Annotated in this window: 3 protein-coding genes; 1 reads left to right on the top strand and 2 read right to left on the bottom strand. The window is 52.8% G+C overall.

The window, feature by feature from the left end; translation table 11 throughout:
- Positions 1-99 precede the first annotated feature (99 nt).
- On the bottom strand, positions 100-19188 hold the full coding sequence (locus ACG1BZ_RS07625) for a CARDB domain-containing protein (protein ID WP_413665082.1): 19089 nt from the start codon (positions 19186-19188) through the stop codon (positions 100-102).
- A gap of 174 nt (positions 19189-19362) precedes the next feature.
- Entirely contained in the window at positions 19363-19755 is a 393-nt protein-coding gene (locus ACG1BZ_RS07620) for a hypothetical protein (protein WP_413665081.1), read from the bottom strand.
- A 228-nt stretch (positions 19756-19983) separates the two neighbouring features.
- Here ACG1BZ_RS07620 and ACG1BZ_RS07615 point away from each other — a divergent pair, with 228 nt between their 5' ends.
- On the top strand, positions 19984-20985 hold the full coding sequence (locus ACG1BZ_RS07615) for a transposase (protein WP_413665080.1): 1002 nt from the start codon (positions 19984-19986) through the stop codon (positions 20983-20985).

Raw genomic sequence — 20985 nt, 5'->3', positions numbered from 1 at the left:
ACCTGCAACCCTCGATTATTTACTTCTTGCCTCTACACGCCTCAGGCTCCAATAGGGCGGATGAACCGGTTTAAAACTTGTTAAATCCTAAAACCCAATTCACTCCCAGAAACCCAAGGTATGTCCCGAATCACCATCACGGTGCCATTTCCAGGGATGGCCCGGGGGTACAGGGCCAGCCACGTATGGTAGACGGGTCCAAGCGGCCTGATAAACCTTCAGTAATTCACCGAGTCGCCGGTCCAATTCTTCGCTATTTAAAACGTCCGCGATCGCAATAGCACCCAGAAGCCAATGTACAGCCCTTCCGGCATCACTCTTCTCTTGCAAGTCGATACTTAGCGCCACTTTGACCTTAGCAATCGCAATATTTCTGTATAAGCGCTTAATTCCATAAGCTTCAAATGACTCAAGATAATGAATCAGCTCATTACCGAGCTCAACGGACGATTGCTGAACCTCGAACTCAATCCCCGCTGTATCGCTGGGAGGCAGACTGAAATCACTGCCAGCTATAGCACGTCCATTAAGCTGATATTTTCCTGCCTCATTCGTCAGACCAACAAAACCGGAGAATTGGGTTTCGCTGGAGCCCTCCAGGTAACGCAACCACCTCGCGGTTTCATCAGAAATCTCCCCGTCGTCGCCAAGGTCGGTCCAAAGGCCATCACCGATCAAATCGACTTCGAGGGCAACATGCATAGACGACGAAACCTCAGAAACCGTCCATTTGGATTCCACGATTCCACCAGGTACCAGAGAGGCTTCGGCCGGCATCGTATATTCAACCGCTTCCCCGATAAATGCCTTCACTACATCTTCAGGCAAGGCCGCAGGGTTGAAAGGCACCAGTGCTACCTTGCCCTCCGCATACTGGTTGAAGATTACTCCCGGTACCGATTTACAGCCCCCACCAGATCCACAACCATATCTAAGACGACCTCTCCCCATCCCTCTGAGCGGCACATATTGCAAGCCTTTTGTATAGGATGGGCTCCAGTTGCCGGACAGAGAACCGAAGTCACCATCCAGTTCAACAGCATCCACTTCTTCCAGCGAGCCTTTGAGGTACCCTCCAAACAACTTATTCCAGCGCCTCACAAAACCTGGATGCGTCGAAACAACAGTAAGTCCGGTGCCCGCAGCTACTGCACCACGCACTTCCAGGTAGATCTCTCCGCTTAGGGCCAGGCCAAGGCCCAATTCCACGTGCGGAGCCCCAACGAGAATGCTGCCAAATTGTTGGCTTCTCAATTTTGTAAGGAACTCGGGCGCACTGCGGACTACCACATACTCGAAGCCGGCTTCATCAAGAGCAACTGCTACCAGTGTGTTTAGTGCTTCGATATCGTGACCGTAATGTGCATAGTGCGGATCGTGACCACCGTGCCCCCCTCCTACACAAGAAGGATGCTTGTGAATATCCCTCTCAGGGAGCCAGACCAGTACTCGTTTGCCCGTAACCAACTGGGCAGAGAGGGAAAGATCGGCTGTCGGCGCATAGGTTAAGGTGTAATCCGTAGTCTCACTCCGGTTGCCCGCATGATCCTCCGCCCAAAGGCTGAAGGCATTGGCACCGGTAGCGAGTGAAACACCAGCGAACTCGAATACGCCTTGCGTATCAGCGTGGGTCACCCGAACCTGCGAACCATCATTGAGTGACACGAGGCTTTCCGCTTCCGCGTTACCATGAAGTGTCGCCACATTAGTGTCCACGGTAGCGCCACTCAAGGGTTCAACTACAAGCGGCGCTGCCGGCGGAGTCAGGTCAAGCGTGAATTGCCATGAAACCTGACTCAGGTTCCCTGCAACATCAACTGCAGTGGCCTCCAGCAGGTAACTGCCTTCTGCTGCAACCTCACTGCCTGACACAAACGGCTGGCCGTTCAAACTGAGGTCTAATGTTGCTCCCCCCTCATCGGTGACCGTTACTATCGGTGTGACCGCAGTATTGTAGGAAGCCCCGTCAGTAATACCCTCGACAAAGATCTGCGCCGGGGTGGTGTCCATTTGGAATAGCACGATCCGACTGACAAAGTTGTCGGCCATATCCCGCGCAGTGATTTCCAACTGGTACTCGCCATCCTCTTCCAGCGTAGAGCCGGAGGAGAAACTAGTACCGTTCAACATCACACTGGTTTCCACTAAATGCAAATCAGTGACTTGCACCTCAGGGGAGACTGCCGTGCTGTACACCACACCATCCTCCACACCGTTCACCACAATTGTCGGGCTGGTGTTGTCGACGGTGAAGGTAGAACTAAGTGCGTCACTGAGGTTACCCAACTCATCTGCGGCCTTGGCCTGCAGACCGTAGTCGCCATCTGGCAGGCCACCCATGGGGGCCAAATATTCACTGGCCAATGTCTCGCTCTTTTCGACTTCTTTCCAGTCGCCGTCATTCAGGCTAGCTTCAACCAGCTCGACACTGGAAACACTGTCAGCAGCGTGCAGGCGCACATAGTTCGCCACACCTTTCACCACAGCCCCATCTTGCGGATAAACCAGGGAGATTTCTGGCGGTTCACCGTCGACAACACTTACTGCAGCACGAGCAAGCTCTGAGCTATAGGTTATGCCCTCGTAGACAAATGTGGCTTTCAACACAACCTGGTAATTACCAATAGTCTGATCGCCAGATAGGCTGGCCAGGCTATTGATCACCGAGCCTTTATCAACGTTGAATACCGCTGCGGCCATGTCGACGACACTTCCATCCGCGACACTCGTCAACTCAACTTGGATACTGGCACCAGAGGCACCACTATTAGAGGCGTTGCTGACAGTGTATCCCACTTCGATCGCATCCCTCTGAGGCACCGTTGTCGCGTGCAGTTCCAGCGCACCCTCAAGCACCGGCGCCGCCGCCCGCACGGCGAACTGGGTTTGTGCTTGCGATACCACTTGAGATGCCTCCACCAAGGCAAGTGTCGCAGTGTAGGTACCGGCGGACGCCCCATCTACAGCCCAGTCCACACTGGACACAGACTGTCCGGCCGGCATGATCTCTCCTACTTCGCGATCGCGGGCAAACACCTGCGCACCAGAGGGATCAGTCACAGAAATCTGCAACATACCGCCACCAAACGCCTGATTGGTACCAATATTCTGGAGCACCGAGTTCAGCCGTACGGATTCATCCGGTCGGTAGCTGCTCGCCCCACTGGAGATTCCAGCGACTATTTCCGTGTCCGGGAGAATCTCAAATGCGATCTCACGACTAACAGCGATCCCAGCTTCAGACACTAAGGAAGCCAGCAGCTTGTAGTCGCCAGCCCAGGTAGTGCCCGTATTCCAGGTAAACTCCTGCTCTACCCTACTGCCATAAGCCAATCCACCCAGCTGTTCAAAGTACAAAGTGGATACTGTGTTACCTGAGGCATCAACCACCGAAACACTGAGATCCCCCTCTAGCACAGCACCACCATTGGTCAGCGTTACACGCCCGCTAACCGGCGTATCTGCGCTGAATCGGTATGGAGTGGACCCAGATCCGTAGAACTCCAATTCCAATAAGGGAGCGGCTTCCATAAGTACATCGACGGTCGCCAGCGAGGTATTATTGGATTCAGATATTTCATCAATTGCGAAATCCGGATCAATCTTGGCTACCAATTGGTAGCGGCCGGCTTCTTCCGGTTGCCAATAAAGCGACGAAGAAATTGATGCGCCTGCAGGTAGCGGCGCTACAGCCACATTGCCAACCGCCTCGACCCTGCCATCCTCATAGACCGCCAAAACATCCACTCTCGTACCCAAAGAGCCGGCGCTTCCAATATTTCCAATCTCAATTGCCAGTGATGTATCGGCTCCAATTGGGAGAATTACGGGAGACGGTTCTATGGTGACGCTCAGGTCTGCAGATTTCTGACCGAGGCGATTAATCACCAGAGGATCACTGTCCAACGACAGATTTCCTACCGGATCCATTGCAAAGGCTGTAAACAAATTCTCGCCAAACTGCAGCGGAACACTACTGAAGTTAAAGATTCCCGATTCCGGTATCAAATGAGAGCCGACGGGTGATTTATTGCAAAGCCCACCAATGCTGGTCCAAAAACAATCAGACTCAAGCTGAGTAACTTCTGCGGTCTCAATATCATACAGAACATAAATCTCCTGCCCTGAGGTGATCAAGGAGGGAACCTCAATCACGGCCTTGCTTCCATCCAAGGAAACCGACTGCGGTGTGGCGTAGAGATATTCAGGTAATAGTTGAACGACCGACTTATCAACCGTATCGACAAGATAAGTCTCATCCCTGCCCGAAGTAAGATTTCTAGAACTAACGAGAACCTTTCTCCCATCCTGACTCTGCCCAGAACCGCTCAGCACCGATGCAGAATCAGAGTCCGGGATATCGGCAATATAAGTGTTTTCTTCCGTTCGCAGTTCATAGGAGTAAAGGCGCCATACTTCATCAGAGCCGTCCTCTTCCTTCGCAGTGTACGCAATCCTCTCGCCGTCAGCAGAGATCGAAAAACTCCTAGGGGAAAGCAGGGGCAAGTTTACCCACGAAAAATCTTCAAGTGACAACAAGCCATAATTGCCAAACCAACCACGGGCAACAACAGCATTCTCGCTGGGAACAAATCCTTCGATATCAACCGCATCGTCGAGAACACCATTAGTTATCTCAGTGATCTGGCCGGTTTGTATATCCCACTGGTAAATCGCGGGTGAATCGTACTCAGCGATATACAGAGAGTCGCCAGCCAGAACTGCTTTTCTGACATATGGATCTATGGCTACTTCGTAAAGTGCATCCATATCCATCTGGACCCATTCCCCATCAGAGAAAACAAGCAGTCCATCATAAAAAGATGATCCGCTTTGTCCCCATACTTGTCCCCATACTAAAACTCCTCCATCAAACCCTCTGATCACCTCATCAATATCGGCAAATGGCAAATCCGTGGATCCATCCAAGGCACTGGCGTTTACAGTTGAAATAACCTCGCCATCCTTCATCAGGAAAACTTCGGCACCCACTTCAGCCAGTCCTGTAACTCCAATATTTCGGCTCACAAGATTGTGATCAAGTGCAGTGCTCGGCATTTGGATCGCCGTATCAGAAATTTGGGTATCGCGAGAGGTCACCTCTACCTCAGCGGACTGCAGCCCCAAATTCTCAAAAGAATCGACCGCTCTAACCACGTAATAGTAGGTAACCTCATTCGCAACATCCCTATCGACGTAGGAAAGGCCTGAAACCGATGCCAACTCAGCATAATCCCTACCGGCAGTCAGTGAACGGTATAGCTTGTATTCAATAGGGGCTGTTTCCGGAGCGGGTAACCACGTCAGGCCGATGTAACCTGTGGTCTCATCATTCTGTGCCTGCAGCGCAACAGGGGCTCCAATAGGAGCAACGTTAATGACGAGGTCTACTTCATTGGAAGCACTGCTCTCGTTCCCGGCAGTATCTTTGGCAAATACCCGGTAACGATAGGTACCATTGCTGAGTCCAGGGTCTGAGAAAGCGAGGATATCGCTAGTAACGGTGCCAATCAGCACACCGTCGCGCTCAATCATGTAGCTCTGGACATCAGTGGACAAGCTCGCAGACCAACTCAACTCGGCAGTGCTTTCATTGTCCACGCCAGCAAGTACCACAGCCTCTGGGGCCACCACGTCACCGACAGCAACCTCCGCCGCTTCGGAAAGAGGACCTGAAATACCCCAAGTATTAACAGCGGAAACTTGATAAGAAAAATAGCCATTGCTTACATCGTCATCGACCTCTTCAACTCCCGCAACCGTTGGCAACGCATAAAAGTTGATGTCATCCAGACGAATTTTTCCGTAACGACTATATCCTACGGGTTCCTTGAACCGAATCTGGATCTTGTCGGTCAGGTAGGGGTGTTGCAAGGCAACACTATCTGTAGAACTACTTCTGGTATCTGTAAATTGTCTGAGTAATGCCCAGTCATTTCCATCCCATCCATAGATGTCATATTGAGAAGCTTGATAGTAAGAGGAAGATGAATACCAGCGAATATCCAACTGCGTTAACAGGTGCCGCCCAGAGAATTCCAACTCCAGAGTGACCGGTAAATTTGTTGGTCGCCAGTAGGACGAATTATCGTTAATTGCCTTCAAGGGGGAATAGGAACTGTAATAGCTGTTCGGCTCCGCTGTCACATTGTCTACGGCAGGTTCATAAACCTGACTAATAGCTTCCCCATCTTTATAAACCCGGTAACCGAAAATCTCTTCCTCGGCAGGATTCTGCTGCCAACTGATATCAACAAGAGATTCGAGTACATTTTCTGTAGCGGCCACATCCTGTACAGCCGAGGGCGAAGGCGCACGGAAAATTGCACGTTCGACTAATTTACTCCTGTTACCGGAGCTCGCGACAGCCACGAACCGCAACCTATTGTCTCCAGCATCAAGAACAAGGCCCGTGAAATCTACGTACCCAGTATCACCGGTCGCCGCAACAGCAAGCGCAACCCAATCAGCCCCGTCGAACTTCTCAGCAATCAAATCATGATTAGGTAGGGTCTCCACATTGACTGTAATTTCCGCTTCCGCCGTCGGCGTCCAGGGGTAACTTACAACTGGAGTAAAGACCGTCGCCTGGACTTCCGGGCTCGGATCAGCTTGGTTCCCAGCCATATCAACTGCAACAATCGTATACAGGTATTCGCTGTCTGCTACGTCTTGATCCAGGTACTGGAGACCTTCAATCGGTGTGGGGGTCAATTGCGTCTGGCTACTTCCCCTGTGTCGATAGACAAGGTATCCCGCCAGATCCTCATCAGTTACTTCAGACCAACTTAGCGAGACCTGTCCCCCATCTACTGATAGGTCCAGGTCAGCTACTTGTGCCGGCGCCACCAGGTCAGCCTTGATCACCGATTGAACTGCAGGATTGGTATCCGTGTTGTTGTTGGTATCCGTGGCCACGGCGCGCAGCTCATAGTTACCGTAGGGGAGTGCGGAAGTATCCCAACTTTGGGTGAACGGCTCGCGCGCATCCACTGCAAGTTGTTGCCATGTGGTCTCACCGCTGGCGCGATACTCGAAGCTTACCTGGGCCACATCGTTAGCATTGACCTCTGCAGATACTTCAGCCGCGAACTCAATTTTCGCATTTGCCTCGGGTGTAGTGATCACGGCCTGCGGAGCACCCAATTCAATACTTGCCGTTGCAAGGTTGGACGCGTCACTAACATTTCCAGCCAAGTCGATAGCGTATACAAGATAATTGTAATTCCCATCGACCAAATCGGATTGGCTTGCAGAGGTCCCTTCCTGCGCATAAGGCAACAGGCCATCCAGAACAACTTCCGACACTCCCACCAGCTGGTCGTCCTTGAACAAAACGTATCCAGCGAGATCATCAATACCGGTTACCGGGTTCCAGGTAAGGTCTACTTGGTTTCCGCTCACGGAAGCAACCAGGTTTTCCGGAGCAGGAGGCGGCAGATTATCTGGATAAACCAGTATCTCGACACTACCCACATTCTCATTCAGATCTTCTGCTTCCAGCCGCAGCCTATAACCGCTGGGATCGTTTGCAGCCAGAGTGTCCCACTGAGCCAACTCCTGCCCCTGCAGAGCCAGCGAGGATTCAATTAGCAGCGTGCTATTGCCCTGTGTATCTTCAACATACAGACGATAAGTCTTGAAATCCGACTCACTGTGCGCAGTTCCGATAATATCAACAAGCCCGGATACCACGCTTTCTGTTGCGGGTGAGATGATCCGCACATCGGGCGGTGTCAGGTCGAGAACCACATCAATGGTGTTCGACGGTTCACTCTCATTACCGGCATTGTCGACAGCGACTACGTGGTACCGGTATTCACCTTCAAGAAGCCCGGTATCTGCATACACAGTTTCTGTTAAAAGCTGTGAGGTAATTTCCTGGCCATTCCTGTAAACCAGATAACCGGCCAGGTCCTCATCATCAACCGACGCCCAAGTGATATCGGAGCGGCTTTCATCCTTTGCAATGGAAACCTCTTCAAGCAGCGGGACTTGAGGTGCGGTCGTATCAAGGACGTACGGCCTTACTGTTCGGGTTTGGTTACCGGCTTTATCGAGGCTGTCGAGTTTTACCGTGTAGATACCATCAGCCGGAAGTTCGGCCCAGTGCCCCAGGGAGGCTCCCGAAATACTGGCTGTTCCCAGCGATTGAATCCGGAATGCGGAATCCTCAACATTCTCCACCCGGCCCGGGGCAATGGATACTTCAAACTGCTTGAGATTGGTATCAGCAACAGAACCGACAAAACCAGACTCGCTGCTGTAATACCCAAGCTCTTCCGGCAGACTGAACTCTGCTAGTGGAGCGGTGTTATCGATTTCGATACTAAGTTCTGTTGTGGATTCATTACCGGCGAAGTCCACGGCCAAAAGCACGAGACGGTATTTGCCGTCCAACACCTGCCCGGTCCGCCATTCCAGTAGCGTGCCATCTATATCCGCACTACCCTGTAAGAGTTCTGTGTCGGAGCTCTGCTCGTCCACCAGCGTTAGCGTATAGGACTCCAAATAGTGGTCCTGTACCGAGCCTACAACCTCCTGATCGCCGCTCAGGTAGCTACCTTCAATAATGCTATCAATCCTGGTAGCCGGTGCCGTCTGATCAATCACCAGACGGGTGGTATCCAGAATATGATTGCCGGCTTTATCGGTGACTACCGTTTTCAACCAGTAGTCGCCCTCTTCCGACAAGACATTCGAGCCGCTATCGATCAGCACTGAAGACGCAACAGGAAACTCACCTGATGCCACGATCTCTCCTGCTACAGCCGGATCTTCCGCAATGGATATGGCATAACTCTCCAGATTAGAGTCATTGATACTGCCAATAAGGCTGCCACCGATACCGACCCAAGCAATATTCTCTTTAAGCCCCTCAAGCGCCATTGAGGGCTGCAAATTATCCAGCACGACGGAACCTCGTTCCTCCTGCTGTAGCCCTGCAGTGGCTTGGCTTTCGACAGACAATACCAGCTCATACTGGCCATCCGGCTGCACAGCAGAATCTATACGACCGTCCCACTTGATGGTTCTGATACCCTTGTCGAAGGCTACTGCATCGACAACCGTCGTGCCGCCAACAGCCAGTGTAGCCACGACAGGTTGTTCAAAGTGCACCCGCACACCGGAGAAATCCTTGACTCCATCCTCATTGGGCGAGAAGAAGGGCTCTATAACTTCGAACTCAGATATCAGATCTGTACGCTCCGGAATATTGAAGACGTAGAGAACCTCCGATACATGGCCAACAATATCGGTAGCTACGATGCGGAATTCAATATCGCCAATTAGTCCAAAGGTATTCCAATTTGCTGCAAGAACCCCGGCGTTGACCGATCTAGAGGAAGAGGCAATTTGTAAATAGCCGTTTTCCATAGGATCACGATACTCGACCGTGTATACCGCCATGTTCTTATCGACTGCAGTTCCCAATACATCGACGACCAGCCCTATCAGGTCACCAGCTGTCGGATAACTCAGGCTTACCAAAGGCGCAGTGTTATCAATTTCTATCGCATACTCAGCTTTACGGCTATTACCACAGGCATCAGTTACACGCAGGCGCAACAGGTAGAGCCCATCTGCAAGCGGCTCACCACTCAGGCCTCGTCCATCGAACACAAGGGCTGTTTCCCCTGCGAGCGCAGAACGGTTTTGCACTGGTGTAGCGACCAGATCACCGAGCAATAAAATTTGCGGTGACTGCTCTGATGCGGAAACGAGAGAATACACCTCCAGGTCTGCCTCTACGGCCTCGCCAACTGAGAATTCGGTATAAATTTCCGAGAACTCACTGCCCAGAAGGGGCGCAAAAGCCGGAACCGCGGGAAGTGCCTGATCGGCATAAAAATACGAGCCCGAAGTGTTAGCACCGCCGGTAACCTTTGAAGAGAATCCGACCACATCGGCATCTACCTCAATCTCTACGGAACGGCAGGCACGGATTCCACTCCAGTCATAAGCGGAATACTGGAATTCCAGCGTACCTGTATGTTTTGTCGGCAATACGCCGAGCGAGCCGAATGCGGAATAGGTGCCCGCGTCACCAAAGCGGATAGGAACGTTGGCGTTATAAGCTGAAGGCCAGGGGGGCTCTACGCTACACCGTTCCTCCCCAATAGCGGTAGTCGGGGTGCCCGAAAAAGATTCGCCGCAGGTAAACACTTGCTGAGCGATTCCATCAATCTCGGCATGGATAGCGGTCGGGATATTGCCATTGATTAACTTACTTGCCCCATCCGCACGCACAAGATCGGAAGCGGCAACACCGTAGTAGGTCAGTGGTGTTTCACTCGAAATACGCCCCGACACAGGGACAATATTGGCCTCTTCATCGTAAAGGGGTACCTGGACCGCGCAGACCTGCTCTCCCGCCAGCGGACTATCGATTTCAATAACAGGTGCGGTCTTGTCGATATAAGCAGTCAGTTCTGTCTGGTAGTGCTTTCCTCGCGTATCGACATATTCGATTCGGAACTCCTCTTCCCCGCTAATGAAATCACTGGTGTCGAGCGCAAATTCGTAGCTCTCACCGAGAGCCGGCTCGTTCACATTGTATAGCACATCAGTCCATTCCCCAGTGATTTCATCTCGCCTGGCGATAGACAGGGACACGAATTCGACTTCTTCGAGCAAGGCGCTCACAAGCGGGCCCGGCCATTCTGAGATGCTGTCCGCAGTCACCTTGAATTGCAGAATATTGGCCAACGGCATATCGCAATCCTCAGCAAGCTGGGGCTCCACCGTCGCATACACTTCTACGCAGGGGACATCTAAAACTTCCGTTAGAGTGGCGCGAATTTCATCGGATTCGTCAACCGATGTTTGAGGATCGTCCGGGTTATAGACTCTGGCTGTCAGGTTATAGCTCTGACACTCTTGAAGCACAGAGGCATCCAGCGCATAGGCATATCCCTCATGCCCATCCGGGAAGGTAAAGGGCAGCGCGGTATGGCCGGTGATTTGCGCACTGGAAACAAAGATTTCCGGCGCATTCTCCGCGCTTGCGAACAATTCAATCTTGCCGATCTCATCCCGTGATTGGGTCGAAACCAGTACGGCATACTTTTCATACTCGGCCGGGATAGCGGCAATCCACAGGTGATCGTGCCAACCGGTGTATGCCGGTAGACGCTGTATCTCTTCGAGGCTCGGCTCCACCTGGTTATAGAAGTCCACTGCCGGCAAGCGGCGCGCAGGCCGGCTAACGCCCGCGCTCACATCTATGTCAGTACTCGACCAGCCATCGCCAATAACCTCAATTTCGGTGATACCGTAAGTTGCCACCTGCCCCGCAATCCCGATCTGGTTGGAGACAAATTCATTGCCACCCATATCCTTGATGCGAACAGACAGCCGGAAGTTGCGCCCATCGCCCAAATCAATGTCCGTTGGATCCCACACTATGTGGAACTCCGCTTTGGACGAGGCGTATGCGGTATCCGGCGCAGCATAGGCCATACAATCTCCAGACTCTGCATTGCAGTCTGTCGCACTAACTAGAAATGCCTCCACAGGTGTAACAATCGTTGGATTACCGACTAGAATGCCCTGATCATCGGTTTCATCCAGTAGGACATCTATAGAAGCAACGGGGCTTTGCAGGGTTGATACCAGCTTGATCAAGGCAGGTGCAATATCCGGCAAGGATGGCTCCAGCCGGCGATCCAGACCCGTATCGAGAATTGCGGAGCCAAGAGGCTTCAACCGCATCAGGTCACCGGATACGGCCGCTTGGTATTCCACTGGCTCCAGCTCGGCTCCAGTGATATAGAGCTTGTTTTTCTTTAGCGATTGCGGAATGGGCAGGGTACTGGTATTCCCAGCATAATCAGCCACTACAAAACGGTAGTCGCCTCCTTTTAGCTCCCCAGTCGTCCGCTCCTGATCTTCAATGCGTGGCAATAGAATCGAAGGCTCCTGGTAACTGATCTCCACCGGCAGCTCAATCCAGTGGGTATCACCATTTGCCCTGTACTCAAGGCGCTGACTTTCAATACCGAAGTTGTCATACAAACTGGCGGCGATATTCCTGTCGAGCGCAACTTTACAAAGAAGATCCTGGCTCTCGCCGTAGTTGGGAACACAGGTAGGCTCGCCTTCCACCCAGACCGGCTGCGGCACCAGCAGATCCGCCACCAGTGAATCGATAACTGGCAGAGTATTATCGAGGACAAAGCGGTACTCAAATTTCTGAACCCTGAAAAAGTACTCGCCCTCGGCAACAGCCTGGCCGGCATCGTTGCGGCCGTCCCAGTAAATGACTTCCTCGGCACCAATATCGGTGTAAGACTGCTCAAACCTGCGCACCGTGTTGCGGTTTGCATCGAGTACTTCAACCAGCAGGTTCACGGGCTCGGCAACAGTGAAATTCAGTTCCACAGTATCCTGCTTGCCGTCGCCGTTCGGCGAGAAATAGGCGGGCTGGCGGAAGACGTTGCGGATACTCGCCGACTCAGCAACAGTAACCGACTTGATTTCCCGGCGAGAGTTGCCGGCCAGATCGTTGACGGTCAAGCGAATATTGTAGCGTCCGATCTCTGGAGCTACCCAGGTCGTGAACTTGCCATCGATCACTGGTATGCCTGAAGCGGGGGCAAGTTGCTGCCAGTTGTCCGGGCTCTCCTCGGTCGAATATTCCAAGGTGTAATTAGCAAAATTCTTGTCGACAGCGGAGCCGCGCAAAACCACGCCTCCCTCCTCACTCGTGCGAATTGCAATCAGGTCAGCAGCACCATTTAAAAGTGATTTAAACTGCTTAAACCCGAGTCCCTCATCCCATTGGGTTAACTCGCTATCCCCAATACAACCATCACTTTTCCATGAATACATGGACAGCAATCTACCCGTATCAGAAACTGATGGGGCGTGCTTAGCGCCGAGAAATTGATGATCGGAAAATACGTATCGGCTCTCGAGTGGCTGATCAAAATTAATAAGGTTCAGGCCCGAATCAGAGTATGGATGATATCCCCCCAATAATACTTCACGTGCCCCTGGCAACCACTCCAATGTGCTGTGCAAGACGTTAGAAGTCCACTCATCCAGATCTACAAGATTCCACATAAAAACGGGCATTTCCTCATCAAAGAAAAAGCCATTTTCAGCGCGCTGTAAATTTAACCAATCAAGGTATTGATCCTGATCAACCTCAGCCGCAGAGCCGAATGCATGTATTCGGTACTGAATAACTTCACCCGAATCTTTTCCGATTTCCTTAAGTGGAATATCAAATTCGTAGTAATGATGCTCCCAAGGAGCGTTTTCCGTTTGGATAAAACTAACCGCACCCCAGGTACTATCGAGCCCATTGATAACAAAGCTTTTCCAGCCGTTATCGGTCAACACCTCAACGCTGGCCCAATCATCAATCCCATCAGTGTTGTCAACCGTAAAGTCCACAGCCACCTTTAGAGATTGATGATCCGAGCCAATGTAACCGTATACCACCTCACTAGGATGCCCCGTGTGTGGCCGTGTCAAGTTCGTAAATGCCGGCTCACCGAGATTGTCCTGGGAATCCATCATCCCATCGACAGAAATATTGGCTCCACTTCCCAGCAGAAATTCGTAATAGTCTTTTTTATTCGGATAAGAGAAATGCACCAAAGGCAGTTTGGACGGCGATGATTCTCTCGCAGTAAATACCAGACTATCCAATTTGGAGTCTGAAGCCAGGTTCCAGGTGAACTCTACAGTTTGATTCCACACATCTGCCCAACGGTTATCCGCTGCCGCAACCAGCTCTGTCAGATCATGGCCCGTCTGTTCAGAAATCACAGTATCTGGAGCACGATTCACCCCATCCACCACTAGAGCTACCTTTTCAATTTGAGCCTCTTCATGGCCGATTTGCTGAATCTTGATTCTTACCTGAAGATCTTCACCTATATTGTCCTGATTTACCGGGACCACGGCGGTGCGCATATTCGCACCCAAGTGTTTTTCGGCAATATGCTGCCAATTTTCACCATCCCATACGCTGACATGAAAGGATTGAGGCTCACACTCCCAACCGGTACAAAGCAGGAACGGCAATGGAGCGGCCTTAGCTTTTTTCTCCACATTTCCCGTTTTTATATCCACCACATAAAGGCCGCCGATATCGGTGTAATCCGGCCCGGACAACGTATAATAAGTGTACTTAGCTTCCTCACTGTAAATATCACGAGCCACATCCATCGCCAGAAGAAATCTGGCATGATCTTCTATAACAACTGCAAACTCATTGCCTTCAGGGCTCCACTCTACGGCCCGAAAAATACCCCAGTATTTGTGCTGATACATCGCACTCAAGGTATTGAGGTAATCGTTGCGCACCTGCTCAGGTAGTGAATACTCCTGGATCAGCAGGCCATTCTTGTCGAGAAGCTGAACTCCACGGCTTATATGCTGAACCACTGCTAGCCTATTTCCATCCGGGGACCAGCTTGCAAGTGAGGCATCCCCCAAGCCGGTTATCGAATTTGAACTCAGGTCTACCAGATAAGTTTCCGGCCGAGACTGGGGATAGAAATCCTCAACGTCCCAACTGTCTGCCTCCTCATAATTACCTCTTTTTCTTGCCAATATCCTATCAGCGCTTTTATTGGCCTCCAGGCTCAGAGCATTGGATTCCTCATCTGCCGGAATAGCACCTATTAGCTGACTGGTGAAGAGCGGATCTTTCAGATCAATACGGTGAATCTCATAGCCAGATCGATTATAAGAGTAGCCATTTGCCTTTACATAAACGATCTCGTCACTTCCATTAGCAAAAACTGCATCACCGATATGAGGTCCATACCTCTCTCCGGAAAACTCATTGATCAAATTGAGGTCGCTTCCGTCGATATTGGATAGGTACAAACGGGAAAGGTAATCACCATCGACATAAGTAAGAGTCGAGACAAGCAGTTTCTTACCATCAGGTGAAGGCATCAAGTTGACAATATCGCGACTGTCAATTTCTTCAAAAGAGATTATTTCCAGAACTTGTGTTCCATCACTTAGCGCTCTATAGATCCCAGATGGATACTTAACATATTCATCGGTGTCATACGTCTGACCGTCAACAGAGTAAGGCTCTAAGTAAGTTGAGAAATATACAAATTGATCGTCATTGCTATACGCAAGGCCGTCACGGAAGGCAGATATAGAAGGCTCTCCTCCGCCATTTGAAAACCGGGAAAAATTGGGTTGCTGAGTTGTACCAATACGACATGAAAGGTCGCGCTCCAATCCATAGGGAGTGTCAATTGCCTCTGTCAGCGACGAACGGTTGGTGTCAAGCACGACTGAAGTCTCGCCGAGGATATCTCCCTGTGAACTTCTCACCATAAACCGGTAGACACCATCGGCCGCAACCGCACCACTGTCACGTCGTCCATCCCAGCTTACATTGCCGGCACTAACCGCTTCGGAAAAGGGCTCTGTCCAAGAACGGGCAACACGCTCGTATTTGTCCTGCAATTCTACGTAGACATTCTCGCTGGTCTGAAGATTGAAATAGAATTCGGTGGAGTCCTGAATGCCATTGCCGTCCGGAGAGATATACTTTTCGGAAACGTAGAAATTGCCATCCTGGATCGAAATCTGACGTGTCGCCTCGTTGTTCGCCGTGCTGGACTCGCGAATCGCATTATCCGGGTCGACAACTACCCGCAAGTCTTGTCGACCCTGTGCGTCGAAAGTCACTGGTATTGTGGCAACGGACGCGCCGTTGCCGGCAATCTGGGATAGGGTCGTGGTGCCCACTAAGGCACCCTCTTTGTAGAGCTCCACCTCAACCGTTTCGGCCGCTAGGTTGCCCTGGTTGACGACGGAAATATTTACATCCACGGTATCGTTCAACTTGGGAAACACCGGGTCGAGCACGATATCGCTGCTACTTACAAGCAGGTCTGGCAAACTTTTTACTGGCAGTTTCAGAAACGCCAGATTGTCACCAATGCCCAGCTCATCAATTTTGTTATCCGGGTCCACCTGTATGTAAATGACTCGATCCGCGCTTGTCGGTATTTCCGCCCACACGAACTCTACAGGCACACTTTCCCCGCTAGCGACCGATGGCAGTATTTCTGTCCCGAGCAAAACGCCAGCACTATCTGGGTCGCCATCGTAGAAGGCTACTTCGACCGAGGTAGCGTCTTCGTTGCCGGTATTGCTCACCGAACTACTAATCGAGACACCCTCCCCTTCAAAAGCCGGGCTGGTGCTGAACTGGATATCTTTATAGCTGGTCACCAGGTTGGTGCCCTGTTGAATACCAGTATTAAAAGAGAAGGTTACGCTGTTGTTGCCCTCATCCAGTTCGGGCACATCGTTGGCCGGATCGATTTCAACCACCAGATTCAGAGCGCCGATAGCATCCACGCGCCAGGGGATAGTTTGGCTCGCGGTCTGGCCGGCTTCGATGGCAATGGTACTGGTATAGATCTCTTGCGCGCCGCTGCCCGTGTTCACAAGGTAGCGTACATTGACTGAAGGAGAATCCTGGGTGCCGCGGTTACGGATATCCACCGAGAATTCCGCATCGGTATTGATAAACGGGCTGGCTGGCGCTACGGAAATATCTTCGGCAAAAACAGCCAGGTCCAATGCCGGCTCGGATGTCACCGACACCACTGCCTGGTTATTGCCCTCTTCCTGCTCCGCAAATTCATTGGTCGGATCGACCACCAGGGTATAGGCCTGGGTGCCGGGCGCACTGATGGTGCCGACCAGGTTGACTGCCGCAGAGGTGCGGCCGCCCAAGGTTAACTGCTGGCTGTCCTGCAGTTCTCCGGTGCCGACCTCACCACGCCAAAGCTCCACAGTGACACTAGTCGCCGCCTGAGCGCCCACATTGCGCAATACGGCGGAAACTGCCACTGAGTTCGGCAGCAGCTGTGTCGTTGCCGGAGTAACTGCCAGCGCGCGGGCATCAAGCTCCAATTCCACGCCGTCTACTGGCGCCTGCACAACGACCGATACACCACCGGCATTGTCTGCCTCATTGCGCTCTGCCACAGCAGCATCGTTGTCTACCACCAGGTAGATCTGATGCAAGCCACCGCTCACGCCGCTGGCGTCGGTGGTATCCCAGTAACCGTGCACTTCCCACGAAGATTTGGGGGAGGTGCTACTGAGCGGAATGGGATCGCCCAGGGCAACGCCACCGTTTTCCGGGTCGCCATTGTAAAATTGTGCAGTAACCGGATCGGCCTCCAGTACCGAATCGTTACGCACTACTGCGAGCAGCTCTGCCAGTTCGCCGTCGCGGGGACTCGCAGGTAGGACCTGAACCTGCTCAACCAACAGGTTCGTCATTTCCAGCTGACGGAAACTGCGCGCGGCCATCGCAGACGCGTAAACGCTACCTCCCCAGCTGCCCGCCTCTGTCTGGCGGTCCGCTAGGTACTGCTGTGCCAGCGACAGGTCGAACGAAGCCTGCAGTTCCAGCAGGCTGGCAATACGGATCACTTCTGCGGTCAGATGGATGGCACTCTCGCCCGAACCGAAGCCGCCATCGGCGTTCTGTTGCGCTACCAGCCACTCTCCGGCCTGTTGCGCTGCAGTATCCGCTGGGTTGGCTGCCAACAGGGCTTCCGCTACCGATATAGTGGTGGCAGTATCCGCAGCGCCGCCGACCACCGCTGGCCAGCCGCCAGCCGGCAGTTGCGTCGTTTTCAGATAATTAATCGCCTGCAGTACGCCGTCCATATCCCCGTGACGCAAAAGCGCGCGCACAGAAAGTGCCGTATCCAGTGGGTCGCTGCTCAGACCAGCCTTCAGCGGCCACCCCCCATCCGACAGCTGTACGGCCTTCAATTGCTTGAGCAGGCCAGAGGTGAAACTGCCTGTATCTGCCACCAGCAATGCGCGCGCCCAGGAGTCAGTATCAACCAGCGGCTGTGCCTGCAGCCATTCCATCGCTAGTTGCCGGTCGTAGGCCCGGCCGAGGTTTTCCAGGACTTCGATCACCGCTGTGGTATCCCGCAGGCGGGTTGAACTCTTATCCGCCCAGTAGCCCTCAGCAGTCTGCTGCGCATTCAGCCATTCAATACCGGCCTGCACATTGCCTCCGTCTTGGCGGCCGGTTTCAATATCCGCGCCGACTTCTTCGGCGGCGCCAATGTCCGCGTCCTTGCCCTCGGGGAAGATATTGGCAATGCCACGCCCACCCGTCAGGATAGCGAAGCGCTCAGAATAGGCCTTGCCTACCTCGCCGATACGCGTCACATCGATATCCCGCGCTTCTTCCTGAGCATCCACCAGATAGATAAACGCGAAATTGAATTTTTTCTGCGCGTCCGCCACTGCCGGGACCCGCTCTCCTTCAGCGGCGATCACGTCCTGGATGGAGAAGTATTCCCGGGTACCAGTGACGCTGACCCCCTGGCGGGAAATGTCGTAACGCGTATACTCAGTGCCGTCCTGCGGCTGGATCACGTAAAAATCCGGCACTTCCTCCGCCGTGTTGATGCCCATCAGGTAGAGGTCGAGTGGGCTGTAGAAGCGCCGTGCGGCTGTCGCTGTAAAGCTGCCATCGCCATTGTCACGCCAGCGGTGGCCGTACTCCACCGAGGCACCGGAGTCGAGAAAGAAATTCCAGTGGGCGTCATCCTTGCCCAGCAGGACATCGCTGACCTCAGCACCATCTTTCTGGACGTTGATTTTTATCCCCCAGTTGTGCAGCGTCTCGTGAGCAAGAGTCGACAACACATCCTCATACGCAGGCTCTAAAGGATTCAGTTCGTAGCGACTGGCGGCTGCCATATCGATATAACCCCGCAGGCGCCCATCACTACCGTATAGATGGCTGAGGTCAAACTGCGACATGCCGATACCCTGCACGTCGTTGCGAACACCGATATGGAATGCCAGGGCATCTTCAGTTTCATATTCGAATGCGGAGAAAACAACGAGGAAGTCGTAGATATCCGGATGGTGTTCGTAAAACTCCTGCGCGATCACCGCGCGCGCGGACTGATTCAGGGTGCCGTCAGGAAGTTTTTTGTCCAGGTTGCCACTGAAGCGCATCACGGAAATACCGTTGCTGTCCTCAACGAACTCCGCCAGATAGGCCCCCTGGGGAATATCGAAAGGATCGCCTCCTCCCGAAGCTCCGGCCACACCCTGCGCGCTCCAGCACAGGCTGATGGTCGCTAGGGCAGCGCCCAATACTTGGTTACCACGGCTAATCCAATTAGCAAACCCGAACATAGTTTCCCCTAGGTGGCAAGTCTCTTACCGCAATGCAATTCTGTTTTTTGTACGCCGACGCTCTATTTTGTTGCGTCGATTTTTCCCCTCTGCGCTACCGAATGCGCAGTGCTCCCCCTCCGCTGGCATCTGCCGCAGAGAGAAGTAAGTCTCAGAGGAGTAAATTTGGGCCGGTTACGGCTTGTCCGTAGGGCTGCCTTCGCCCACCAAACTCTCGGTCAAACCCGGCACCAGGGCCGTAGCCGATGGCTTTGAGGACAGCCGCTGTATGCGTGACTCTTCGCTATCCTTCGCCACATAGATCCACAAGAGGTCTCCCGCCTTGTCAGCGCTACCGCGCTCCTGCAGCACCAAGCGGTTACCGAGGATTTGCCGCACGGTGTAGCGGTCATCCACCAGGGTGTCCCCCGGAGCAACCAGGCGAACTTTCTCCTGTGGCAGCTTGATCACCGCCTTCTTGTCCGCCACCGCAGTGGTAATCACCTTGATGCCCTGCAGCGACTGGCCTTCTTCCGCCAGCACAGAAGCGCAAAACAAGAGTGCAATACCCGGTAGTATTTTTTTCATCAGTCCATTCCAGAAAAATAAGCGGTCTTCAAATTGTCAATATCGGCCGGACCAATCCGGCAATTCGGTCAAAACAGGTGTAAGTCAGGATTAAAACGTTATAGGGCCAAAAAGGGAGGGGCCAAAAAGGGACACCCATTAAACTCAGGCTAATACGCGCCAATTAATTGCAATGCCCGCAAGCCTATAAAATACTGTTCATGCATCCACCTGTACGGAGCAACAGGTATGACTCTTCCTCGCCGGGCACTGGTGTCGCCGGATACCACACCCTATTACCACTGTGTCTCGCGCTGTGTGCGGCGGGCTTTCCTGTGTGGGCGGGATTCCAACACAGGGCAGTGTTTTGAACATCGCCGTCAGTGGATTGAGGATCGCATCCTGACAATGTCCAACGTCTTTGCGCTGGACGTTTGTGGCTACGCTGTCATGAGCAATCACTATCACCTGGTACTGCATATCAACCAGGACAAGTCTGCTGCCTGGTCAATGGATGAGGTAATCCGGCTCTGGCATCAACTCTTCAAGGGCTCTCTGCTCTCACGTCGTTTCGAACGCGGTGAGCGCCTACACCCTGTGGAGTTCGAACTCCTATCGAAGTTGGTGGAAACTTGGCGCGCCCGACTGACCGATATCAGTTGGTTCATGCGCATTCTCAATGAATCCATCGCCCGCGAAGCTAACCGAGAAGATCGCTGTACCGGACGTTTCTGGGAGGGCCGGTTCAAGTCCCAAGCACTTCTGGATGAGTGTGCACTGGCTGCCTGTCTGGCTTATGTAGACTTGAACCCGGTCCGCGCCGCAATAGCGGAAACACCTGAAGCCTCCGATCACACCTCGATACAGCAACGTATCCGCGCCGCTCGGGAGGGCCTGCAGCCTCCTGCGCTCTTTCCCTTCGCCGGTAATCCCCGGGCATCTATGCCTGATGGATTACCGTTTGCCCTACGGGACTATTTAGAGCTGCTGGATTGGAGCGGACGACTATTGCGAAGTGACAAACGCGGCGCAATCGCAAGCTGCCAGCCTCCGATCCTGCAGCGTCTACAAATAGACTCGCGCCAGTGGCAGTACCTGACCCGCAATTTTGAAAGTCGATTCCGCAGCCTGGTTGGTACCGAGACATCGGTTCGCCGGGCCTGTGAACGGCTTGGCAAGCGCTGGGCGCAGGGCATTCGTGATTGCGCCCATTACCTTTCCCCAAACGCATCACCCACCGCTACATCCTGA

The organism is Microbulbifer sp. CNSA002, from assembly GCF_047324085.1.
GTDB lineage: Bacteria > Pseudomonadota > Gammaproteobacteria > Pseudomonadales > Cellvibrionaceae > Microbulbifer.
The sequence above is the reverse complement of the archived record's forward strand: the minus strand, read 5'-3'. Positions and strand labels throughout refer to the sequence as shown.

Coding starts and splice junctions, on each gene's coding strand:
- ACG1BZ_RS07625 (WP_413665082.1), bottom strand. CDS start 19,188: ATGTTCGGGTTTGCTAATTGGATTAGCCGTGGTAACCAAGTATTGGGC.
- ACG1BZ_RS07620 (WP_413665081.1), bottom strand. CDS start 19,755: ATGAAAAAAATACTACCGGGTATTGCACTCTTGTTTTGCGCTTCTGTG.
- ACG1BZ_RS07615 (WP_413665080.1), top strand. CDS start 19,984: ATGACTCTTCCTCGCCGGGCACTGGTGTCGCCGGATACCACACCCTAT.